Here is a 21,817-nt window from a genome sequence, read left to right as displayed (position 1 = left end):
GATAATAAAGGGGGCAGATATAATGGCTGGTTGGATCGTAGGAATTAGCTTTTCCTCCATCGTACTGCTAATTGGGATTTACGGCGCATTGAACAGTAGGCGCAGGCTGGCCAGAAACAAGTGGGCCTGGTGGTTTATTTTGTTTGGTTGTTGTGCGCTTGTCAGTGCCATCATTAATTATCAATTCAGATGAGCCTCATATATTACAAAAGTAAGACTACAAAACGGATGTGGCTTTCAATTGCTCTATGTGATATAGTAAGTATCCTTTTGTATTGCCAGATCTAGGTGATGCAGAGCAAAACATATTCTTAGGAGGTAACTGAAACATGTCAGACAGCTTTCAAAGTGCCTATCAAGAAGAAGAGTACAGGTTAGAGCGAACGATGGAGGAAGTGGACAGTCAGCTGGAACGACTTCAGAACATTCCGGTGTATACCGGCCACGACTTCACAGAACAAGTGCTGGAAGCTGGACGCGAAGAGCGCCGCACCGCCTTGTCCAAGAGCGCGCAGCAACCCTATTTTGGACGCTTGGATTTCGAAGAACAGGGCAGTGGTGCACGGAAACCGCTGTATATTGGCAAAATCGGCGTAGACCGCGAAGAGGTGGGAGAGCATCCGCTCGTCATCGACTGGCGTGCTCCTGTCGCCAGCCTGTTTTACTCATTTACCGGAGGCGAAGCCTCCGCTACGTATGAAGCCCCGGAAGGGCTTATTGAAGGTCTGGTATACCTGAAACGAAACGTTGTCATTCGACAGCGGATATTGGAACGTGTGGCGGATACATATAACCGTGACAGCGACCAGCCAGCGGTATCTGATGAATTCCTCGTTTATCGTCTGGGAGAGAACAAGGATAACAAACTGCGTGATATCGTATCTACGATTCAGGCGGAGCAGGATCTGATCATTCGTGCGGCTCGAAATACCGCATTAATCATTCAAGGTGTAGCCGGATCCGGGAAAACAACGGTTGCCCTGCATCGGCTTGCCTTTTTGCTGTATCAGTATAAGGAGCAGGTATCTGCAGAGAAAATGGTTATTTTTGCACCCAACCACATGTTCCTGGATTACATCTCGGATGTGCTCCCGGAACTCGGAGTAGGGGATATTCAGCAGCGGACATTCCCGGATTGGGCGATGAATCTGTTGGGGCTGGAAATGCCTTTGGCGAATACGTCGGATACATTGAACACATGGTTTGAAACACCTGATGCACGACCTGAGTTGAATGATGATGTACCTGGACGTTACAAAGGATCGATCCGTTTCATGGAGCTTATTCGAGAGTGGCTCTCGGGGATGGAAGCGGATTCCGTACCAGATATGGACTTCAGTCCATGGGATGGTAAGGTGCTCAGCAAGACGGAGATCGAGAACTGGTTCGGTGAGGAATACAAACATTATCCGTTGGCCAAACGCAAAGAACGGGTCATGGCGCGAGTTCACCGCTGGATTGAGATGGAACTTAAGAAACCGATGCCAGAAGCTGTGCGCAAAGAACGCAAGAAAAAAGCGTCTACTCGTGAGAAAGCCTATGCCAAAAAATGGCCTCAATACGAGCCGCTTACGTTATACAAACAGCTGTTCAAAGCTGCAAAGGGTGGTTCTGTGCCAGCCTCGCTCAGCGGGCTTATTCCAAAACTAGTCATGAAACAAACGGCAGCAGATCTGAAGCAGGATATCGTCCGTGAAGAGGATCTGCCTGCATTGGTATACATTCATACATTGGTCCATGATATTGAGGGTTCGGAGCGGTTCGATCATGTCGTGATTGATGAAGCACAGGACTTTTCTCCTTTTCATGTGGCGTTATTGGATCAGTTCGTCAAAGGGCATTCCTTCACCATACTGGGCGACTTGTCTCAAGGCATTCATGAGTACCGTGGTGTTCATGCGTGGGAAGAGATGAGTTCTCTATTTCCTGAGGAACAGAATGCATACTTTGCATTGACCCGAAGTTATCGTTCAACGATGGAAATTATCGATTATGCCAATACAATTCTGGAACGTGGCGTCAAGAGCGGGATTACGGCGATTCCTGTTTTCCGGAGTGGTGATCCGGTTCGGACGCTGGCTTATGGAGGAGAAGGGCGGACGGCGAGTCTGGAGCAGGCTTTGAAGGTGTTAACGGTCAAAGACTACCGAACCGTCTCCATCCTGACCCGTACACTGCATGAAGCAGAGGAACTTCACGGTGAACTTCAGGCCGCGGGCTGGGATTTAAACCTGATTGATGGTGGCAAAAAGCAGTACACGGGTGGACACTCCGTTTTGCCTGTCTATCTGTCCAAAGGGTTGGAGTTTGATGCTGTTATTGTGGCAGACGTAGACCAGAAGCATTATCTGCCGAATGCAGGTGATGCGAAACTGTTGTACGTTGGTTGTACACGGGCCTTACACGAATTGTGGTTGTTCCATGATGGTGAACTGCCGATCTATGCGGCTGCAACACATAATCCCGAAGGCGAGCCGGTAACCGTTCAAGGTTGGCCAGAGCTTGGTTAGATAAAGTTTGCTTATACAACAAAAGGCATGACGTTCATGGGAAAATCCCATAAGCGCATGCCTTTTTCTGCTTTTGTACGTGAAATGATTAATCTCCTAAGGAAGAACGCGGGGAGTTCAAGTTTATGTTACGCTATTTCTCATTCTGGATGAGCGACGATTCACCAGGAATATGCCAACACCGATGAGTAAACCGCCTGCTAATGCAAACCACTGAACGTGTTCTCCTAGTAAAATCCAACTCGATAATACACCAAAGAACGGTGCCAGAAACAGATACGAACTGGTTTGGGCGGGGTCACTATTCTGCAGCAAATAAAACCAGAGTGAGAACTGGACGATGGAGCAAACAAGCGTTAACCATAGCAGCGCCATAACCGAGGTGGTATTCATTATAAAGTGAGGCTGTTCAGTCCATACGCTCAGTAGAAGAAGCGCAGCACCTCCCGCGAGCATCTGATAGGCTGTTAAGACAAAAGTATCGTAGCCATCGCCCCAGCGTTTGATGAGCAATGTGGACACGGCAAAGGAGATCGCACCACCAAATCCAATCCAGGTTCCAGGACTAAAGCTCATCTGCCATCCAAAGGTTAACATAATCCCGATGAAACCGAACATCACACCGATCCACTGACTGAAACGGTAGGTCACTCTATATAAGAGAGCACTGAGGATAATGACCAGCAGCGGATTGGTAAATGTAATAATGGCGGATTCGCCAGATGTAATCCAGTTCATGCTGTAGTAGGCGCAGCCCATCACTCCTGCGGATTGGAACAGGCCAATGAGGATTATTTTCAACCAAGACTGCCATCCAGTAGGCAAAGGACGTTTACGAAGGAACAAGGCCATCAAGCCACCTGCCAGTATATAACGTATGCCCATGAGCAGGAAAGGTGGGGCATATAACATGCCGATCTTGCCAACTGGAAAAGAAGTACCCATGATTAGCGTTGTCAAAATGATCAATAGTGTATATTTCAATGGTTTTATGATCCGGGTATCTTTAACATGAATGGAGCTCATAACGTCTGTCCGCTATCTACAGTAATTAGCTGCCCGGTCATGGATTGCTGTTCAAGCGCAGCACAGATCATGTGTGCGATATCTTCAGGTGAGGCAATATGTTGTAATAACACTTCTCCACCAAGACGATACATTCGCTCCTCGTTTCCAGCCCACCACCTTGTCGCAACTGCGCCAGGGACGATAGCATTCACCCGAATGTGTGGTGAGAGTGCGTGCGCAAGTGATAAGGTCAGACCATGAACTGCCGCTTTGGAGACGGCGTAAGGAAGGGATGAGCCCGAACCCGTACTGCCTGCGATACTGCCCAGATTTACGATAGAACCAGCGCCAGCCTGTCTCATACCTTCCGTCACTGCACGAGCGCAATGAAACATGCCTTTCACATTCACATCAACCAGCTCATTCCAGACGTCATCTGTAACAGACTCCAGATCGTGCATGGGGATATGACGCGTGATTCCGGCGTTATTTACAAGTGCAGTGATCGGGCCATAGGTTTCAGTTATTGTAGTGACCATCCGCCGGACATCAAGATCATTGGCAACATTGGCTTGAACGGCGAATGCATGGCCTCCCGTATCCAAAATGTGTTGAACAGTCTCTCTTGCTGCCTCTTGTGAGCGGGAATAGTTAACAGCGACCAAGGCTCCGCGTTCAGCGAGCATCTCACTTACAGCACGTCCTATACCTGTTCCACCACCTGTGATCAGAGCAACTCTATTTTTCCAGTATGTCATGCTGAACACTCCTTATCATCATCCAGTCAGATGACTGGTTTGGGATCTACATGAATTGTAGTCCGGTTTACACATGAAGTATAATGATTGGTAATGAAACGGATATCATTTTGAATGATGTCAGAGTGGGGGGACCATGGAGAGCGGGGATCTTAGAATATTTCAGTGTGTTGCACAGGAAGGGAATCTGACCAAAGCTGCTTCTAAACTGGGGTATGTTCAATCGAACGTAACGGCACGAATCCGGCATCTGGAAGCAGAAGTAGGTACAACGTTGTTCATTCGTCATAACCGAGGCATGACGTTATCTCCAGCCGGAGAAATGTTGCTGACCTATGCAGATAAAATTATCGGTTTGCTGAATGATGCTTCCAAGGCGCTTCGGGCGACGAGCACACCATCGGGTCCAATGCGAATAGGGTCTACACAAACCGCTGCGGCCGTGCGACTACCTGAACTTTTCGTCAGATATTATAAACAGTATCCAGATGTCTCCTTGTCACTGGTTACTGGCAATTCGCAGATGCTTATGGATCAGGTGATTGGGTATGAATTGGAAGGGGCTTTCATTGGTTGTCCCTGTGATCATCCCGACATCGTTTCTATTCCCATATTTGATGAAGAACTATTTGTTGTCTATTCTGGTATGGGTCCTACGGAAGAAGATCTTAAGAGTAAACCCATTCTTGTATACAGTATGGGGTGTTCCTATCGTCAGATTTTGGAGGAATGGTTAGAGGTGGGTGGTGTTACCCGCCCAGTAATTATGGAATTTGGAACCCTTGAAGCGATTATTAGTGGGGTTACATCAGGCATGGGAATTTCCTTATTACCAGAGATTGTGATTAGACATCAGATCAAAAATGGATTACTGCGCACGCATACACTCCCCGTAGGTATGAATCGCATGATGACTCATTTTATTACTCGCAAGGATGCCTTTGTCAGCAGTGCACTTCATGCATTTATGGCTATGTTACCGCGAGAGTATGATATGATAGAGAGTGGAGAACCATCAGAAGTGTAATTGTATTCAAGGCAAGGCAATCCGTTAAGGAAGTGATGAGCAATGGATTTATTTTCGTTTCAACAAGACTCAAAACCACAAGCTAGATTGCTCGCGGACCGCATGCGGCCAGAGCATCTTGATGAATATATTGGACAGGAACATATTATTGGACCGGGGAAATTGCTCCGGCGCGCCATCGAGGCCGATCAGATTTCGTCGATCTTGTTATACGGCCCTCCGGGATGCGGCAAGACAACCTTGGCACATATTATTTCCCAGCAAACGCAAGGACAGTTCGTACGTCTGAATGCAGTAGAAGCTTCCGTCAAGGATGTGCGTGAAGTCATCGAACAGGCGCAAACGAACAAACAGCTGTATGGAACCAAAACTATTCTATTCCTGGATGAGGTACACCGGTTTAACAGTTCACGTCAGGACGCGCTATTGCCAGCGGTAGAGAAGGGCACGATTATTTTTATCGGCGCGACAACAGAGAATCCCTTTCATTATGTCAATGGAGCCTTGATGAGCCGATCCACTCTGTTCCAGCTAGAATCGCTAAATAAGGATCATTCCCTAATTGCAATGCGCAGAGCATTGAGTGATGCGGACAAAGGTCTGGGGTTCATGGAACTGCAGGCGGACGATGAGGCGCTTGAGCATATTGCTACGATGGCCAATGGGGATATTCGACGTGCGCTTAACGCGCTTGAACTGGCTGCGTTGACGACGCCACCGGAGAAGGATGGATCCATTCATATTACGCTTGGTGTAGCAGAAGAGTCTATTCGGCGCCCCATTGTGAAGGCAGATGAATCCACACAGTATGATGTGCTGTCTGCATTTCACAAGAGTATTCGGGGTTCCAGTGATGCGGCGCTGTTCTGGTTTTTATACGCGGTGGAGAAGCTCGGCATGGACCCGATGACCTTCATTCGCCGTCTGATTGCAGCGAGCAGTGAAGATATTGGACTAGCGAACCCGCAAGCTATGACTCAGGCCATTGGAGCACTTGATGCGTACCGGAATAACGGTTGGCCCGAAGCCAAGCTGAACATTGCACAAGCGATTTTGTTTGCAGTCGAAAGTCCGAAATCCAATGCGGTGTATACCGCCATTTCCAAAGCCATGAACGCTATTGATGAGGTGAAATCGGCAGAAGTTCCGCTTCACTTGCGAGATACGCATTATTCCGGTGCCGTGAAGCTTGGACATGAGGGCTATCAATATCCACACAACTATCCGGGGCATTACGTGAAACAAGAATATTTGCCAAAGCAACTCTCACGGAGAGTATTCTATGAGGCCACGGAGCAGGGGAACGAATCGAAGATCAGGCTGAACCAACAGCGGCGCAGAGAACTGTAAGACAGACAGATCACTCGGGAGATGCACACAACATGAAAGAGCTTTTGTATATAGGGGCGGGTGGATTTCTCGGTACATTAACCCGATATGCCATACAGTTAGCGATACCAACTGTCCATGGGGGGTTCCCTTGGGCAGTGCTGCTAATCAATGCGATGGGCAGTCTTTTTTTAGGATGGTTCTTTACCATAGCTGTTCCAGGCAAAATAACACCACAACTTCGACTGGCGATTGGCACAGGTTTTACTGGCGCATTTACGACATTCTCGACGTTTACACTGGATATTGTTCGTTTATCCGAAGGGGGCGAATGGATCAGTGCCGCTATTTATATGATCGTAAGTCTATTGGCAGGGTTGTTGCTCTGTGCGCTGGGAATGAGCCTTGGACATCGTATGTTGGGAGCACGAAGACAAGAGGGTGATGCCTCATGATCCTATGGATTGGTGTAGCAGGTTTACTGGGTGCGGTACTGCGTTACAGTCTGGGAAAATGGGTCTCTGGCTTGATGGGAACGGCTTTTCCGTGGGGGACATGGCTCATTAACATCAGTGGTTCACTGTTGCTCGGGCTGTTATACGGGTGGCATCAATCTGCAATGATCTCAGATGAAATCTGGGTGATCTGGGGAACCGGGTTCTGCGGTGCGTATACCACATTCTCCACCTTTGGTTATGAAACGTTAGGACTTATGGGTCGACAACGATACGCAAGCGCAGCGCTCTACGTCGTCAGTTCGGTTGTAGTTGGGGTGTTGGCCTGCTTGGCAGGAGTCTGGTTGACTGCATAACGAACTATTTTTATTTTTTTTGCAAAGAAAAGCAGGAAAAAAGCCATCCTTCATGGTATACATGAAAGACGGCTTTTTTAATAGGGATACACGGTATTGTGTATAATCCGCATTTTAATGGACAAGCTCTATTATTGCATTGCAGGTACAGGTACTTTTTGCACCTGATCGATCGTACCCCCACCCAGGCAGACCTCTCCGTCGTAGAAAACAACGGCTTGTCCTGGCGTAATGGCTTTTTGCTGCTGATCAAATTGTACATCTACACTTCCATCTTCCTGCCAGGTCAATGTAACACCTTGATCCGGCTGACGATAGCGGAATTTGGCAGTACAACGGAATGGCACATTAGGCATGTGCTCTTCACCGGCAATCCAGTTCACACCCGTAGCGGTTAGACCCGTGGAGTACAAGCTTGCATGGGCATCGCCCTGAACAACAAGCAGTTGATTCTTCTCCAGATTCTTGTCTGCAACGAACCAGGGTTCACCATTGCCGGAACCGCCAATGCCAAGACCTTGGCGTTGTCCAAGTGTGTAGTACATCAGACCATCATGACGACCTTTGACTTCACCAGTTGCGATATCAACCATGTCTCCACCTTTGGCAGGCAGATAGTTACTCAGGAACTCTTTGAAATTACGCTCACCGATGAAGCAGACACCTGTGCTGTCTTTTTTCTTGGCAGTATACAAACCAGCCGCTTCTGCGATTTTGCGTACTTCCGGTTTGGGCAGATGACCAATCGGGAACATGGCTTTGGACAGCTGGTTCTGATTGAGTGCGTTAAGGAAATACGTTTGATCCTTATTGTTATCCACACCACGAAGCAACTTAAGTGTGCCATCTTCTTCAATCAGACGAGCATAGTGTCCTGTAGCTACATAATCTGCGCCGAGATCCAGAGCTTTGTTCAGGAATTCACCAAATTTGATCTCACGATTACACATGACATCCGGATTTGGCGTGCGGCCCGACTTATATTCATCAAGGAAATAGGTAAATACTTTATCAAAATACTCTTTCTCGAAGTTGACAGTGTAGTAAGGAATGCCGATCTGTTCACATACGCGGCGTACATCCTCTGAATCTTCTTCAGCGGTACAGTGGCCGAACTCGTCGGTGTCATCCCAGTTTTTCATGAAAATGCCGATGACATCGTACCCTTGCTCTTTCAGCAGCAGTGCGGTAACGGAAGAATCGACACCTCCGGACATGCCAACGACGACCCGTGTATTTTCAATTGTTTTGGACATCGTTATCACCATTTCTATATATAAATGTGTTTCGTTTCTTATTCTAGCATAACCGGACTCAAGATACGATACACCCGGCCAATTTTGGATAGTGTCCACCACAGACGCACATTTTGGAATATCGTCAATCTTTCTTTTCCATAAAGCATGCAGATATGTTAACATTAGCTGAGGGTTATGATCGGAATACGGAGAATTAGAAGCTTAAAGATTAGTTCTATGAATCTCTGCTGTGGACAGATCGTGAAAGAAAAGGTCGTGGACCACAGGATAAAATATAAAGTTTCCAATCGTTTCTGAAAATTGAAAGAGGTGACTCCTTTGAAAATATCGACAAAAGGCCGTTACGGCCTCACAATCATGATGGAGCTTGCTGCCAGAACAGGCGAAGGCCCTACATCACTTAAAAGCATTGCCGAGCGCAACCAGCTCTCGGAGCATTACCTGGAGCAGCTGATTGCTCCACTACGTAATGCAGGACTGGTGAAGAGCATTAGAGGTGCTTACGGCGGTTATATCCTTGCGGGTGATCCTGCAACCGTGACTGCAGGCGATGTAATCCGTGTACTGGAAGGGCCAATCTCTCCAGTAGACTTCACGGAGGAAGATGATCCGGCGAAACGTGATCTGTGGTTGCGTATTCGTGACGGGATTGCGGAAGTGCTGGATTCCACAACACTGAAAGACCTGATTACCTTTCAGGATCAGGACAAAAAAGACAGCTACATGTTTTACATTTAAGGTCACTAATTCGCATCACAGAAGACACAATAAAGCCCCCAACTTGGGGGCTTTAGACATGCCAATGGGTACTTTGTTCTTCATTTTTTCTACAGATTACTTTAATTGAGCAGGGACTATGTATTCAAAGCTGCAGATTTACAAGTTGGTCAAGTTGGAGCCTAACTGTCTATCTTGTGAATCAGCGACTTTTTAAGGTTTCTATATCAGCTTCCATGCGTAACTGACGGCGATTCAAAATATCAATGCTGTGCTGATGGGTATTCAATTCGGTAGTTACTTTGCGTTCAGAGGCGGATTGGGAAGCGTCAAGACGTTTCGTAACGGTCAATGTTTCCAGAACAGCTTCTTGAAGAAGCGGAATGTTTTTAGTTTGTTCCTCTATGGTGTCCAGTCTTCTATCCATGGTATTCAGTCTGTCTTCCATCTTTTCAAGACGTACGTCGATACTGTCGAATCGTTTGTCCATTTGTTGAAGCTGATTCAGAATCTGCCCGAGAATGGGATCACTCATGTCTCTCTCTCCTTTTTGAAATGGATATATAACATTATACACGAAGATGTGACAACAGAGCATCCGTTTCAGTTTCCAATTTTGACAGTTTGCCATCAGATAGAAATTTAACATATAACGGGGTGAAGATAAATGAAACGAATTTATTTGGATCACGCCGCATCGACACCTATGCATCCACAAGTCGCAGAAGCGATGATGAACGTCATGACAGGACAATTTGGCAATGCATCAAGTATCCATGCCTTTGGGCGTGAGGCCAAACGGACTGTCAGCGGAGCAAGGGATGTCATTGCGGCGTCTTTGGGCTGTTTCCCGGACGAATTGGTATTCACCGGAGGCGGCACGGAGAGCGACAATCTGGCAATCTTTGGAGTAGTCTCATCCAGGCAGGATAAGGGGAAACACGTCATTACGACTGCAATTGAGCACCATGCTGTCTTGCATACGTGTCAGGAATTGGAGCGGCAAGGTTATGAAGTAACCTATCTATCTGTGGATCGTTATGGACGAATAAATTTGGATGAGTTGCAAGAGGCCATTCGACCGGATACGGTGTTAATCACCATGATGTATGCCAACAATGAAGTAGGCACGATTCAGCCGATCCGCGAGGTAGGTGAGCTTGCCCGTCAGCATAATATCCTTTTCCATACCGATGCAGTTCAGGCTCTGGGCAGCCAGAATATTTCCTGTAAGGAACTGCCTGTGGACCTGATCAGCTTCTCAGCGCATAAAATCAATGGACCTCAGGGCGTGGGTGCACTCTATGTCCGGCGAGGAATTGTGCTGGAAGCAAGAGCTCACGGTGGGTTGCAAGAGCGTCAGCGTCGCGCTGGTACGGAAAATATCGCAGGTATTACCGGATTTGCAGAGGCGCTCAAGATTGCATCAGCACAAACGGAGGCGCATCGGCAGCATGATTTGGAATTGCGTAAACTTTTGTTGGAACAGCTTGAAATTCATGTGGGGACGGAGCACTTTCACGTGAATGGACACCTGGAGCATACGCTGCCAAACATCCTGAATATCAGCTTTCCGGAAGTGTCCACAGAGACGATGTTAATGAATCTGGATATGGAAGGGATTGCTGTTGCAAGCGGTTCTGCCTGCACTTCCGGTTCACTTGAAGTCTCTCATGTGCTCAAAGCGATGAAATTGCCTGAAACATTTTTACACTCTGCGATTCGATTTAGCTGGGGATTGGGTAATACTACGGAAGAAATCATGATAACCGCCGAAAAAATTGGAACCATTCTTGGACGACTGCGTAATAGACCCTAAGGGGAACTTTACACATGGAACAGAAGGAGGGAAGAAGTTCCATTTCATCGGTTGGATAGAAGCGGTTTTGATGATCGGCGTCTGATTGCCACTCATCAACTTTGGGCATACCTAGCAATAGCGCCGCGCCTATTTAATGATAAGAAGATGAGGGGGACCCAGCGATGAAGCTTCAGGAAATGATCGGACTTGCCGTTTTTGATGTTGAGGACGGGAAGCAGGTCGGTAAAATCCAGGATTTCATTGTGAATGATGATTGGGAGATCGAAGGCATTGAGCTTGAGAACAAAGGTCTGTTTACCAATCATGTCAAAATCGTGCAGTGGCAAGATATCGTTGCCTACGGCGAAGATGCCGTCATGATCCGTAATCAACAGGCTGTCCGCAAGACGGGAGCCGACGACATAAAATACACGTACCTCCTCGGTCGGTCTAAATTGAAGGAGATGTCCGTGCTCACCGAAGAAGGTTTGCTGCTTGGGCGTGTCTCCGATGTTTATTTTGACCAAGAGTTGGGAAATACAATAATAGGGATTGAAATTACGGACGGTTTTGTGTCCGATCTGATCGAGGGCCGCAAATGGCTGCCATGTACAAGCGATATGTCCATCGGGGAAAGTGCCATTATGGTGCCGTCTCTGAGTGAACAACGCTTGGAAAATGCCATTCATTCTGTTAATGGATAGGTGAATGAATATGAAATGTCCAAACTGTAGTTCCAAAGATATCGGGAAAATTGGTTCCCACCAGTTTTATTGCTGGGGATGCTTTATCGAATTAACGGTGAACGGTGAGAAAATGTCTGTATATCAGGTGGAAGAAGACGGTACGCTGAGTTCCCTGGATGATTTGTTTTTCGGGGACGAGCTGCCACAAGACTTCCCTCATCTTCACGCTTCTTCTTAATAAGCAGAATAACTTCCTCTATATGCGGTTTCATGACAATGTCTGTCATGAGAGGCTGTCGTTAATTGTTGGCAGATGTATATAGATGCGGTTACATAGTGGTTCGGCTGGTGTATGTATGATTATATGCTAACCTGTACTGCAAAATGCGCTTCCTTCTCTGATGAAGGAGGCGTTTTTTGGGTTTAAGAAAAAAAGTTAGGATTGCTCTTTCCACTTCTGCGCTGTGTTAATAAATATTACCTTTCCTACATATACTGACTCTTAGAGCCAGTCCAAAAGGAGAGATGCAAGTGGAGCAATTAACCAAAAACAAGCTGTTCCGTTACGCAATCTGGCTGCTGCTCGGATTGATTATTTTATATTTTATATGGCTGCTGCGGCCTTTACTGCTTCACATATATGCGTTCCTGAAAACAGTGCTGGCGCCCTTTATCGTAGCTCTTATCATATCCTATGTACTTAATCCGATTGTCAGCATGCTGGGAGGGCGCAAGGTGCCTCGTACGATTGCGGTACTACTCATATATGCCTTTTTCCTGACCTGCCTCGGTGTCATTCTGATGAATGTCATTCCGGTATTGATTGAACAGCTGGAGGAACTCAACGAGCATATGCCGGAGCTGTCCATGCGTGCCCAGAGCCTGATGAACAATATGGATCACAAATTAATGCCGCCAAGTGTGCGAACAGGCATGAACAGTTGGTTCTTTCAGATGGAGGATCGACTAACCCAGGGAATTACCGTGCTAATGGACAATATCGGGGCGACCATTAATGTGTTATTCAATGTGTTTATCGTGCCATTTTTGATCTTTTACATGTTAAAAGACTTTGAGGTATTCGAGCGCACCATTGTGGCGTATCTTCCGCGTTCACGTCGAAAAGCGATTGTCTCGGTGATGAAAGAGATCGATACTGCACTGGGGAACTACATTCGGGGACAGTTTATTGTCTGTGTCATTGTTGGTATCTTTGCCTACATTGGTTATATCATTATTGATATGCCGTATGCCCTGCTGCTTGCAAGCATTGTAGCTGTGTTTAACATTGTGCCCTACCTGGGGCCATTCCTTGGAGCTGCTCCTGCTGTGGTCATGGCATCAACCGTATCGTTTAAAATGGTGCTGCTGGTTGTCATTGTGAACACACTGTGCCAGGTGTTGGAGAGTAACGTTATTTCTCCTCAGGTGGTGGGACGTACGTTGCATCTGCATCCACTGTCGATTATATTTGCACTGCTCGTCGGAGGTGAACTGGCAGGCATTGTAGGTTTAATTCTGGCAGTACCTGTTTTTGCCGTGCTGAAGGTGATTGTGCAACACTTTTTCGCCTATTACATCAAACGAAGGACCGACTAAATAGTAGACCTAAAACATCAACTGGCCCGCGTTGACACCCGCTTGTGCTACCGATATAATGAGTGTGTATGTTTAGAACATGAAATCGATGATGAAATAAAGTACGCCGAGGGTTCCTTTCCTCAGAGAATAGACTTCTTCGGATCAGGGTGAGCCTGAACTGATGGCTGGAAGAGTCTTGAAAGATGAAGCGGCGGAAAGCTAATTTCGGAGTGCAGGACAACCCTGCCGGGAGCGACCGTTATTTCGCATGAACGAGGAGATTGTTTGTTTGTCCGGGCAGCAAGGGATGAACAGCAATAACCAGGGTGGTACCGCGATAACATCGTCCCTGATTATTCAGGGGCGTTTTTTGTGTTTATTTTTACAAAATCAATGTTGACCAACCGGAGCGAATACGCAACGGACTATTATAATTTAATGGGGGCATCCAGTATGAAAGCCAGTGAAATCCGGTCCAAATGGATAGAGTTTTTTGCAAGTAAAGGTCACAAAATCGAGCCGAGCGCATCGCTCGTACCTCACAACGATCCTTCCCTTCTGTGGATCAATGCGGGTATGGCACCGCTCAAACCATATTTTGATGGACGTGAAAAGCCGGAGAACCCGCGCCTTGCGAACTCCCAAAAATGTATCCGTACCAATGATATCGAGAATGTTGGCAAAACGCGTCGTCACCATACGTTCTTTGAAATGCTCGGCAACTTCTCTATTGGAGATTACTTCAAGGAAGAGACCGTAACATGGGCGTGGGAATTCTTGACCAGCAAAGAGTGGATCGGATTCGATCCGGAGCGTCTGTCCGTAACGGTATATCCGGAAGATGAAGAAGCATTCAAACTGTGGAACGAAAAAGTGGGACTACCTGCTGAGCGTATCATTAAATTGGATGAAAACTTCTGGGATATCGGCGAAGGCCCGTGTGGACCTTGTACCGAGATCTTCTATGACCGCGGCGAAGCTTATGGAAACGACATGAGTGATCCTGAAATGTATCCAGGTGGGGAAAACGAACGTTATCTGGAAGTATGGAATCTGGTATTCTCCCAGTTCAACCATAACAAAGATGGCAGCTACACACCGCTTCCTAACAAAAACATTGATACAGGTGCAGGTTTGGAGCGTTTTGCTTCCATTCTGCAAAATGTGGATTCCAACTTCGACACAGACCTGTTCCAACCGATGATTCAAAGAACAGCCGCTCTTGCGGGTGTGAAATATAACGACAGCGTAGAGATTGATGTTGCACTGAAAGTCATTGCCGATCATATTCGTACGGTTGCCTTTGCAGTAGGTGATGGCGTTCTGCCAAGTAATGAAGGACGTGGATATGTCATCCGTCGCTTGCTTCGTCGTGCAGTTCGATATGGAAAAGTGCTTGGACTTGACCGTCCATTCTTGTATGAACTGACTACAACCGTTGGTGAAGTGATGGGAATGTACTACCCTGAGGTAGTGGACAAACAGGAATTCATCGCCAAAGTGATTAAAACCGAAGAAGAGCGTTTCCACGAGACACTCACAGATGGTCTGGCTATTCTGGCTGATATCAGCGGTACTGCCAAATCCGAAGGACGCACGGTTATTAGCGGACCTGAAGCTTTCAAACTGTATGATACGTACGGATTCCCGTTTGACCTGACAGAAGATTATGCCGCAGAGCATGGTCTGACTGTGGATCGTGAAGGTTTTGATGCTTCCATGCAGAAACAACGTGAGCTTGGACGTGCTGGGCGTCAAGAGAACGAGAGCATGAAAGTTCAAGGTGGACCACTTGCTGACCTGGAGGTTAAAAGCGAGTTTGTTGGTTATACTGACCTGTTGACGGAAGCAAAAGTGGTAGCCATCGTAGCTGGTGACGCCCTTGTTGAAACTGTAGGCGAAGGCCAAACGTGTCAGGTTGTTCTGGACAAGACTCCGTTCTACGCGGAAAGTGGCGGTCAAGTGAGTGATCAGGGCTTGCTGCGCGGTGCTGGTGTAACAGCGAAAGTACAAGGTTTGTTCAAAGCTCCACTCGGACAACATGTACATCTGGTGACTGTGGAGTCCGGTGAACTGCGTGTAGGTGATATGATCAACGCCGAAGTAGACTCAGCGAAACGTGGCGACATTATCAAAAACCATACGGCTACCCACTTGCTGCACAAGGCACTCAAAGATGTGCTCGGAACACACGTAAACCAGGCCGGATCGCTCGTAGAGCCACAGCGTCTGCGGTTTGACTTCTCTCACTTCGGCAGCATCACACCGGAAGAGTTGACAGAGATTGAACGTCAGGTGAATGAACAGATCTGGAATCGTCTGAACGTGAACATCGAGCTGAAAGCTATTGATGAAGCCAAAGAAATGGGCGCGATGGCCCTGTTTGGCGAAAAATATGGAGATATTGTACGTGTCGTTCAAGTTGGGGACTACAGTTTGGAACTTTGTGGCGGCTGTCACGTAAATAATACTTCAGAGATTGGAATCTTCAAACTGGTGAGCGAGAGCGGAATCGGCTCCGGCGTTCGTCGGATCGAAGCTGTAACTGGCCGCGGCGCATATCTGTATGTGGAAAGCCAGTTGGAACTGCTCAAGCAATCAGCAGCACTGCTCAAAGCAAATGTGGCTGATGTACCTAAACGGATTGAAGGTCTGAACCTGCAACTGAAAGAAGCAGCCAGAGAGACTGAATCCCTGCAAAGCAAGCTGAGTGCCATGGAAGCGGGTCAATTGACCGATCAAGTGGTACAAGCAGGAAATACACAATTGCTGGCAGCACGCGTAGATGCTCCGAACATGGATGCACTGCGTACAGTGGCAGATGAGTTGAAAGTAAAATTGCCTAACGCGGTACTCGTATTGGGTGCTCCAGCGGACGGCAAAGTGAATTTTGTTGTAGCTGTACCTGCTGAACAAGTAAAACAAGGACTGCACGCTGGTAAAATCGTCAAAGAAATCGCAGCAGTATGCGGCGGCGGTGGCGGTGGACGTCCAGATATGGCGCAAGCCGGAGGCAAGGATGCGACCAAGCTGGATGAAGCGCTGAAACTGGCGGTTTCGCTGGTTAGCGGGCATACTGCATAAATCGAACGAGGGCTTTCAAAGGCCAAAATATAGTTCGAAAGGTTCTGTTCTTTATACGGAGGTTGGATCGGGATGCTTCTTCCCGTCCAACTTTTGTACCTGAGAGCGAGTGGAATCGACTGATGCAATATGCTGAAGCCAGTAAAGGACAAGCAAAAAACACAATTGCCTTATCCTTTGTTTACTTGTGGCAGTCAGAATATGTTATTATATAAACAGAAATCAATTCGGCAGGACATGGTCCCCATGTTCATGCAGGAGCGAGGTGTCATCAATGGACTCCATGGATAAGACGGTTAAATTTAATGTGAAAGGTGACGAACAGGAAGCATCATCCAAAGAGATTCTTCTCACGGTATATGATGCATTGGTCGATAAGGAGTATAATCCGATCAACCAGATTGTTGGGTATCTGATTTCCGGAGACCCGGCATACATTCCTCGTCACAACAACGCACGTAGTCTGGTCCGTAAAAAGGAGCGCGATGAGCTGATTGAAGAGCTTGTACGTTCCTATCTGGCCAATCATCGGTAATGTACGCCGCTTCCGCTGTGTTGCAGCCATGCAGGCAGCGGGAAATGAACCGACAGAAGACAGCCTGAAGCTTGAGAAGGCGATGTTGAGTCGACCTGAGCAGGCCCCAGGATGGGAGAGCATGGATGAAAATATTAGGTTTGGACTATGGGGACCGAAGAATCGGAGTTGCCGCGAGTGACGCCTTCGGTTGGACTGCCCAGGGATTGGAAGTGCTAGAACGCCGCCGTGATGAAGGCGAGTTCGCTCGGATTGCCGAACTTGTGCGTGAGCATGAGATTAGTGAGATCGTAGTCGGACTTCCCAAAAACATGAACGGCACCGTAGGACCGCGCGGTGAGATATGCATTGCTTTTGCCGAACGCCTGCGGGATGAACTGAATTTACCTGTTCACCTTTGGGATGAACGGCTGACAACCATGGCAGCAGAACGTACGCTGATCGAAGCGGATGTCAGTCGGAAAAAACGCAAGCAGGTTGTGGACAAAATGGCCGCAAGCTTGATTTTGCAAAATTATTTGGATGCCAATAGTAGAAGGTGAGGGGGATCAACAATGGCTGAAGATCAACTGGGTATGGAAGAAGAAGCGGAAATTATTTACATTGCGGATGACGAGGGTAATGAAGAGGAATTTGAAGTCATCATGAAGTTTGAAGTAGATGGTTCGGAGGCCAAGTACATGATGGTTGCTCCGGTTGAACCTGAAGATGGCGAAACGGATGTATATGCATTCCGTTATGAAGAAGAGGGCGACGATATTAAACTTTTCGTCATCCAAGATGATGCCGAATGGGATATCGTCGAGGAGACGTTTAATACATTTCTTGCTGAAGATGAAGAGGAAGCGAACTAAATGACGGAATATAGCCGCAAAGACCTGAAATGGACAGATTCACTGCGTCTGGCATTCGGTGCTCATGTTGAGCTCGAGGAAGAGAACGGTAAATCACAACCGTATGACTTGTTGGCTGAGTTCGAAGTAAACGGTCAGCAGTACGCGGTGCTCCGCAGTTCGTTGCGACCTTATGACGAGGTTGAACTTCTGCGAGTATCGCCTGGAAGTGAAGACCAGATCATGCCAGAGTTAGTTACGATCGACGATGATGATGAGTGGGAGAACATCTCGGAACTGTATGATGAATGTACTCTCCCCATTGACGAAGATTAAATCAGCTTCAAATTGAAAAAACCGGGAGGGCGGAGAAGTCCGCTCTTTTTGGTTGTGTAAAGGAGTTGTTTCTTTTTTGAAAGGGAAAGCAATTGTAGTCATACTGCTTATCATTGTAGTTCTTGCCGGAGGCGCAGGCGGTTACGTATGGAGTATGATGCGTCCTGTGGAAGCTTCTACAGAACCGATCGTATTCGAGATTAAGAGCGGATCGGGAACTTCGAAAATCGCGGATCAGCTTCAAGAAGAAGGCCTTATTCGAAGCGGGTTAACCTTTAAAGGGTATTTAAAGTGGAAGAAACTAGGTTCTAATTTCATGGCGGGTACATATTCTATGAATCCTGGCGTGACATATGATGAGATTGTTAGCAAGCTGAGTAGTGGGGAAGTTGTACCTGAGGAAATGGTGAAATTTACGATTCCGGAGGGTTATAACGTTTTGCAAATGGCGGGTAAGCTTTCTTATGAGCATGTTGTAGATCGGGATGAATTCATCAAGCTGGCCAATGATCCCTCGGCCTTTGATGTAGATATCATCAAAGATATTCCAGTGGATGAAGAACTTCGCTACGTATTGGAAGGGTATCTATTCCCGGAGACCTACGAGCTGAAAAAGGGAAGTTCCACGCATGATGTGATGCAACGGATGCTGGAAGAATTCCAGACCAAGATTAATTCCATTCCTGATTTGGAAGCCAAGCTTAAGGAAAAGAACCTATCCCTGCATGAACTGCTGACGATTGCATCACTTGTGGAGAAAGAAGTTGTGGTGGATGAGGAACGTGCTCTGGTTGCAGGTGTAATCTACAATCGGATCAATCAGGATATGAAGTTGGAGATTGATGCTACCGTGCAATATCTGCTCGATAGGCCAAAGGAACGATTGTTTTACAAAGATCTTAAGGTGAAAAGTCCGTATAATACGTATCTGAATAAAGGCTTGCCACCAGGTCCAATTGCCAGTCCAAGTCTTCCGTCCATTGAGGCAGCGCTAAATCCGGAAGCTTCGGAGTATCTGTTCTATGTGACAAAAAAGGATGGCTCATCTGGACATCTATTTGCCAAAACGTATAAGGAACACCAGCAAAATATAGCCAAAAGTAAGGCTGCGCAATAAGCGGAGGGGATTATATGAGTAAGAAACATGAACTGCTTGTTACAGCGGCGAATGTGAAAGAGGCAGAAGTGCTGCTCCAGGCGGGAGCAGATGCTCTGGTTATTGGAGATGATCGATTCGGCATGCGTCTTCCAGGCAGCTTTAGCGTGGAAGAGACAGCAGAGGTGGTTGCCATTGCAGCCAAACATCAGGCGCGTGTGTATGTATCCATGACTAATCTGATGTCCAACGAATTGTTAAAAGAATTGCCTGAATATGTTCAAGCACTTGGCAGAATCGGTATTGATGGTGTGGAGTTTAATGATCCATCCGTGCTGTCTACCATGAAGGAATACGCGCCACATGTGAAGCTGCACTGGAATGCGGAGATGACTTCAACGAACTATGCGACAGCCAACTATTGGGGAACTAAGGGAGCGAGTCGTGTTGTGCTTGCCCGTGAGTTGAATATGGACGAGTTGACCGAAATGGTTCCTTTTTTGAAGGTGGAAGCTCAGGTTCAGGTGCATGGTATGACGAATATTTATCATTCCAAGCGCAGTCTGGTGCAAAGTTACATGGCTCATCAAGGGCGGCCGGTTGAGGGACATCTGGGCAAAGAACGGGGATTGTTCCTGATCGAGGCTGAACGCCGGGATGAGAAGTTTCCGATCTATGAGGACATTAACGGCACGCACATTATGAGTTCTGAGGATATATGTATCCTCGAAGATCTTCATCTGTTGATGGAAGCGGGTGTGCACAGTTTCAAAATTGAAGGTATGTTAAAATCACTTACCTACAATGAAGCTGTTGTACGTGCATATCGGACAGCGATTGACAGTTATGTAGCCGATGCTGATGCATATGCGTTCTCTGAAGAGTGGCTCGCTGAGGTACGGAAGTTACAGGACCCTGAACGTGAATTGTCGTTTGGATTTTTCTATAAAGAACAAGTGTATTAATAGACGAGGTGAACAGAATGGAAACAGTGGCGGTACAGCGGAAGTTCTCGGGTAAACGTAACCGTCTGGACAAACCGGAGTTGCTAGCTCCGGCGGGTAATCTGGAAAAACTGAAATTTGCGATCCATTACGGTGCAGATGCCGTTTATATCGGTGGACAGGCCTATGGACTGCGTTCCAACGCGGATAACTTCAGCTTTGAAGAGATGCGTGAAGGTGTGGAGTTTGCCAAAAAGTATGGCGCCAAAGTGTTCGTAGCGACGAACATCTATGCACATAATGAGGATGTTGAGGGTATCGAAACATACCTGCAAAACCTCTATAATGCGGGAATCTCTGCGATCATCGTAGCCGATCCAGCTATTATTGAAGTAGCCCTTCGTGCTGTGCCAGGCCTTGAGGTACATCTAAGTACTCAACAATCCACACTCAACTGGCAAGCCGTGAAGTTCTGGAAAGATGAAGGACTTCCACGTGTTGTTCTCGGACGTGAGACCAGCTTTGAAGAGATTGAAGAGATCAAGGCCAATGTGGATATCGAAATTGAAGCCTTTATTCACGGGGCGATGTGTTCCTCGTATTCCGGACGTTGTGTGCTCTCCAACCATTTTACGGATCGGGACTCCAACCGGGGCGGCTGTTGCCAGTCTTGCCGTTGGAAGTATGATCTGTTCGAGGATGCGAGAGAAGATACGGTGTGGGTTAGCGAAGAGGACATGCAGATGAAGGCACCTGCGCCATTCAAACTGGGTGAGAACCAGCTTCCTCTGTTCCAGGAACAGGATAATTCATTCTCCATGGGATCTAAGGATCTGTGCATGATTGGCCATATTCCCGAGTTGATTGATGTGGGAGTGGACAGTTTCAAGATCGAAGGACGTATGAAATCGATCCACTACGTGGCAACTGTGGTTAATGTATACCGTCAAGCTATTGACTCCTATATGGCAGACCCGGAAAATTATGTTCTGAAACCTGAATGGGTTGAAGAAATGAACAAAGCGGCGAATCGCCCGCTGAATACCGGATTTTTCTATGATACACCAGACCATGAAGATCATATCTATGAACCGGAAGAAAAGGCTGTACCTTTTGACTTCGCTGGATTGGTCATGGGGTATGATGCTGAAACAGGAATGGCAACCATTCAACAGCGCAATCACTTCAAACCAGGACAGGAAATCGAATTTTTCGGTCCGGGAGGTCACTTTTTCAAACAGGTGGTCGGTGAAATACAGGATGAAGAAGGCAATGTTCTAGATGCTGCTCGTCACCCGTTGCAACTGATTAAAATGAAGGTAGATCAACCGGTTTCGTACTTCGATATGATGAGAAAAAAGAAATAGGCTCAAATACCTATAATGTGTCAATATTGTATTATGATTTAACAAAATAGTGTTATGAAATTTACATGGGGACCTCCGTTTATCGGCAGATGGGGGTCTTTTTTTTATAGAAAAATAGGAATAAAGTTGTAAAAT

At 47.0% G+C, this 21,817-nt stretch carries 23 protein-coding genes; 19 read left to right on the top strand and 4 right to left on the bottom strand.

Annotation, left to right across the window (positions count from 1 at the left end; genetic code table 11):
* The first annotated feature begins 22 nt into the window (after positions 1 to 22).
* Positions 23 to 193 carry a hypothetical protein gene (locus NZ043_RS02430; protein ID WP_165980256.1) on the top strand — a complete coding sequence of 57 codons (171 nt, stop codon included), beginning with the start codon at positions 23 to 25 and terminating at the stop codon, positions 191 to 193.
* 136 nt (positions 194 to 329) lie between these two features.
* Positions 330 to 2,510 carry a UvrD-helicase domain-containing protein gene (locus tag NZ043_RS02425; protein WP_339310514.1) on the top strand — a complete coding sequence of 727 codons (2,181 nt, stop codon included), beginning with the start codon at positions 330 to 332 and terminating at the stop codon, positions 2,508 to 2,510.
* 123 nt (positions 2,511 to 2,633) lie between these two features.
* Here NZ043_RS02425 and NZ043_RS02420 read toward each other — a convergent pair whose 3' ends face one another.
* Both NZ043_RS02420 and NZ043_RS02415 read right to left on the bottom strand, forming a co-directional pair.
* The gene (locus NZ043_RS02420) at positions 2,634 to 3,536 is read right to left on the bottom strand and encodes an EamA family transporter (protein WP_339310512.1); all 903 of its coding nucleotides are present in this window, start codon (positions 3,534 to 3,536) and stop codon (positions 2,634 to 2,636) included.
* The gene (locus NZ043_RS02415) at positions 3,533 to 4,276 is read right to left on the bottom strand and encodes an SDR family NAD(P)-dependent oxidoreductase (RefSeq protein ID WP_339310510.1); all 744 of its coding nucleotides are present in this window, start codon (positions 4,274 to 4,276) and stop codon (positions 3,533 to 3,535) included. Before NZ043_RS02415 ends, NZ043_RS02420 begins: the two co-directional genes overlap by 4 nt.
* 136 nt (positions 4,277 to 4,412) lie before the next feature.
* On the opposite strand from NZ043_RS02415, the gene NZ043_RS02410 reads away from it, so the two are divergent.
* From NZ043_RS02410 to crcB, 4 genes are read left to right on the top strand one after another with little or no spacing between them, the layout of a single operon-like run.
* Positions 4,413 to 5,303, top strand: coding sequence for a LysR family transcriptional regulator (locus tag NZ043_RS02410; RefSeq protein WP_289390227.1), 891 nt, complete (start codon positions 4,413 to 4,415; stop codon positions 5,301 to 5,303).
* Between the two features lie 42 nt (positions 5,304 to 5,345).
* The gene (locus NZ043_RS02405; protein WP_133385886.1) at positions 5,346 to 6,653 is read left to right on the top strand and encodes a replication-associated recombination protein A; all 1,308 of its coding nucleotides are present in this window, start codon (positions 5,346 to 5,348) and stop codon (positions 6,651 to 6,653) included.
* 32 nt (positions 6,654 to 6,685) lie between these two features.
* Positions 6,686 to 7,087: a CrcB family protein gene (locus NZ043_RS02400; RefSeq protein ID WP_339310507.1), complete on the top strand. Its 402-nt coding sequence runs from the start codon at positions 6,686 to 6,688 to the stop codon at positions 7,085 to 7,087.
* A complete protein-coding gene (gene crcB, locus NZ043_RS02395; RefSeq protein ID WP_133385884.1) occupies positions 7,084 to 7,443 on the top strand; it encodes a fluoride efflux transporter CrcB in 360 nt (119 codons plus the stop codon). The genes NZ043_RS02400 and crcB overlap by 4 nt, the downstream gene beginning before the upstream one ends.
* Positions 7,444 to 7,574: 131 nt before the next feature.
* Here crcB and mnmA read toward each other — a convergent pair whose 3' ends face one another.
* Entirely contained in the window at positions 7,575 to 8,699 is a 1,125-nt protein-coding gene (gene mnmA, locus NZ043_RS02390; protein ID WP_339310505.1) for a tRNA 2-thiouridine(34) synthase MnmA, read from the bottom strand.
* Positions 8,700 to 9,020: 321 nt separating this feature from the next.
* Between mnmA and NZ043_RS02385 the strand changes: the two genes are divergently transcribed.
* Positions 9,021 to 9,440 carry an Rrf2 family transcriptional regulator gene (locus tag NZ043_RS02385; RefSeq protein WP_076212458.1) on the top strand — a complete coding sequence of 140 codons (420 nt, stop codon included), beginning with the start codon at positions 9,021 to 9,023 and terminating at the stop codon, positions 9,438 to 9,440.
* Positions 9,441 to 9,621: 181 nt separating this feature from the next.
* Here NZ043_RS02385 and NZ043_RS02380 read toward each other — a convergent pair whose 3' ends face one another.
* On the bottom strand, positions 9,622 to 9,954 hold the full coding sequence (locus NZ043_RS02380) for a hypothetical protein (RefSeq protein WP_339310503.1): 333 nt from the start codon (positions 9,952 to 9,954) through the stop codon (positions 9,622 to 9,624).
* A 132-nt stretch (positions 9,955 to 10,086) separates the two neighbouring features.
* On the opposite strand from NZ043_RS02380, the gene NZ043_RS02375 reads away from it, so the two are divergent.
* The 12 genes from NZ043_RS02375 (at position 10,087) to NZ043_RS02320 (ending at position 21,682) form a co-directional block, all read left to right on the top strand.
* On the top strand, positions 10,087 to 11,238 hold the full coding sequence (locus tag NZ043_RS02375) for a cysteine desulfurase family protein (protein WP_289390219.1): 1,152 nt from the start codon (positions 10,087 to 10,089) through the stop codon (positions 11,236 to 11,238).
* Between the two features lie 164 nt (positions 11,239 to 11,402).
* The gene (locus NZ043_RS02370; RefSeq protein WP_017686814.1) at positions 11,403 to 11,924 is read left to right on the top strand and encodes a PRC-barrel domain-containing protein; all 522 of its coding nucleotides are present in this window, start codon (positions 11,403 to 11,405) and stop codon (positions 11,922 to 11,924) included.
* A gap of 10 nt (positions 11,925 to 11,934) precedes the next feature.
* Entirely contained in the window at positions 11,935 to 12,144 is a 210-nt protein-coding gene (locus NZ043_RS02365) for a hypothetical protein (RefSeq protein ID WP_017686815.1), read from the top strand.
* Positions 12,145 to 12,437: 293 nt separating this feature from the next.
* Entirely contained in the window at positions 12,438 to 13,505 is a 1,068-nt protein-coding gene (locus tag NZ043_RS02360; protein WP_339310500.1) for an AI-2E family transporter, read from the top strand.
* 435 nt (positions 13,506 to 13,940) lie between these two features.
* The gene (gene alaS / locus NZ043_RS02355) at positions 13,941 to 16,571 is read left to right on the top strand and encodes an alanine--tRNA ligase (protein ID WP_339310499.1); all 2,631 of its coding nucleotides are present in this window, start codon (positions 13,941 to 13,943) and stop codon (positions 16,569 to 16,571) included.
* Positions 16,572 to 16,845: 274 nt separating this feature from the next.
* Positions 16,846 to 17,106 (top strand): IreB family regulatory phosphoprotein, encoded by a 261-nt coding sequence (locus tag NZ043_RS02350; RefSeq protein WP_036616950.1) that lies wholly within the window; start codon positions 16,846 to 16,848, stop codon positions 17,104 to 17,106.
* A gap of 125 nt (positions 17,107 to 17,231) precedes the next feature.
* Positions 17,232 to 17,648: a Holliday junction resolvase RuvX gene (ruvX, locus tag NZ043_RS02345; RefSeq protein ID WP_062835871.1), complete on the top strand. Its 417-nt coding sequence runs from the start codon at positions 17,232 to 17,234 to the stop codon at positions 17,646 to 17,648.
* Between the two features lie 12 nt (positions 17,649 to 17,660).
* Positions 17,661 to 17,960 (top strand): DUF1292 domain-containing protein, encoded by a 300-nt coding sequence (locus tag NZ043_RS02340; RefSeq protein ID WP_017686820.1) that lies wholly within the window; start codon positions 17,661 to 17,663, stop codon positions 17,958 to 17,960.
* The gene (locus NZ043_RS02335; protein ID WP_047844066.1) at positions 17,961 to 18,275 is read left to right on the top strand and encodes a DUF1292 domain-containing protein; all 315 of its coding nucleotides are present in this window, start codon (positions 17,961 to 17,963) and stop codon (positions 18,273 to 18,275) included.
* A 76-nt stretch (positions 18,276 to 18,351) separates the two neighbouring features.
* Positions 18,352 to 19,392, top strand: coding sequence for an endolytic transglycosylase MltG (gene mltG, locus NZ043_RS02330; protein WP_249911893.1), 1,041 nt, complete (start codon positions 18,352 to 18,354; stop codon positions 19,390 to 19,392).
* Positions 19,393 to 19,406: 14 nt separating this feature from the next.
* The gene (locus NZ043_RS02325; protein ID WP_289390210.1) at positions 19,407 to 20,336 is read left to right on the top strand and encodes a peptidase U32 family protein; all 930 of its coding nucleotides are present in this window, start codon (positions 19,407 to 19,409) and stop codon (positions 20,334 to 20,336) included.
* 17 nt (positions 20,337 to 20,353) lie between these two features.
* Positions 20,354 to 21,682 carry a U32 family peptidase gene (locus tag NZ043_RS02320; RefSeq protein ID WP_091027680.1) on the top strand — a complete coding sequence of 443 codons (1,329 nt, stop codon included), beginning with the start codon at positions 20,354 to 20,356 and terminating at the stop codon, positions 21,680 to 21,682.
* Positions 21,683 to 21,817 lie beyond the last annotated feature (135 nt).

Origin of the sequence: Paenibacillus sp. FSL k6-2145 (genome assembly GCF_037976585.1) — a bacterium.
Lineage (GTDB): Bacteria > Bacillota > Bacilli > Paenibacillales > Paenibacillaceae > Paenibacillus.
Note: the sequence above shows the minus strand (reverse complement) of the source record. Positions and strands in the feature narration are given on the sequence as shown.

What these genes read in the sequence shown, in the direction of transcription:
- mnmA (WP_339310505.1), bottom strand. Translation starts at nt 8,699, where the DNA reads ATGTCCAAAACAATTGAAAATACACGGGTCGTCGTTGGCATGTCCGGA.
- NZ043_RS02320 (WP_091027680.1), top strand. Translation starts at nt 20,354, where the DNA reads ATGGAAACAGTGGCGGTACAGCGGAAGTTCTCGGGTAAACGTAACCGT.
- NZ043_RS02350 (WP_036616950.1), top strand. Translation starts at nt 16,846, where the DNA reads ATGGACTCCATGGATAAGACGGTTAAATTTAATGTGAAAGGTGACGAA.
- NZ043_RS02340 (WP_017686820.1), top strand. Translation starts at nt 17,661, where the DNA reads ATGGCTGAAGATCAACTGGGTATGGAAGAAGAAGCGGAAATTATTTAC.
- NZ043_RS02335 (WP_047844066.1), top strand. Translation starts at nt 17,961, where the DNA reads ATGACGGAATATAGCCGCAAAGACCTGAAATGGACAGATTCACTGCGT.
- NZ043_RS02425 (WP_339310514.1), top strand. Translation starts at nt 330, where the DNA reads ATGTCAGACAGCTTTCAAAGTGCCTATCAAGAAGAAGAGTACAGGTTA.
- ruvX (WP_062835871.1), top strand. Translation starts at nt 17,232, where the DNA reads ATGAAAATATTAGGTTTGGACTATGGGGACCGAAGAATCGGAGTTGCC.
- NZ043_RS02405 (WP_133385886.1), top strand. Translation starts at nt 5,346, where the DNA reads ATGGATTTATTTTCGTTTCAACAAGACTCAAAACCACAAGCTAGATTG.
- NZ043_RS02325 (WP_289390210.1), top strand. Translation starts at nt 19,407, where the DNA reads ATGAGTAAGAAACATGAACTGCTTGTTACAGCGGCGAATGTGAAAGAG.
- crcB (WP_133385884.1), top strand. Translation starts at nt 7,084, where the DNA reads ATGATCCTATGGATTGGTGTAGCAGGTTTACTGGGTGCGGTACTGCGT.
- alaS (WP_339310499.1), top strand. Translation starts at nt 13,941, where the DNA reads ATGAAAGCCAGTGAAATCCGGTCCAAATGGATAGAGTTTTTTGCAAGT.
- NZ043_RS02415 (WP_339310510.1), bottom strand. Translation starts at nt 4,276, where the DNA reads ATGACATACTGGAAAAATAGAGTTGCTCTGATCACAGGTGGTGGAACA.
- NZ043_RS02375 (WP_289390219.1), top strand. Translation starts at nt 10,087, where the DNA reads ATGAAACGAATTTATTTGGATCACGCCGCATCGACACCTATGCATCCA.
- NZ043_RS02420 (WP_339310512.1), bottom strand. Translation starts at nt 3,536, where the DNA reads ATGAGCTCCATTCATGTTAAAGATACCCGGATCATAAAACCATTGAAA.
- NZ043_RS02430 (WP_165980256.1), top strand. Translation starts at nt 23, where the DNA reads ATGGCTGGTTGGATCGTAGGAATTAGCTTTTCCTCCATCGTACTGCTA.
- NZ043_RS02400 (WP_339310507.1), top strand. Translation starts at nt 6,686, where the DNA reads ATGAAAGAGCTTTTGTATATAGGGGCGGGTGGATTTCTCGGTACATTA.
- NZ043_RS02370 (WP_017686814.1), top strand. Translation starts at nt 11,403, where the DNA reads ATGAAGCTTCAGGAAATGATCGGACTTGCCGTTTTTGATGTTGAGGAC.
- NZ043_RS02410 (WP_289390227.1), top strand. Translation starts at nt 4,413, where the DNA reads ATGGAGAGCGGGGATCTTAGAATATTTCAGTGTGTTGCACAGGAAGGG.
- NZ043_RS02365 (WP_017686815.1), top strand. Translation starts at nt 11,935, where the DNA reads ATGAAATGTCCAAACTGTAGTTCCAAAGATATCGGGAAAATTGGTTCC.
- NZ043_RS02380 (WP_339310503.1), bottom strand. Translation starts at nt 9,954, where the DNA reads ATGAGTGATCCCATTCTCGGGCAGATTCTGAATCAGCTTCAACAAATG.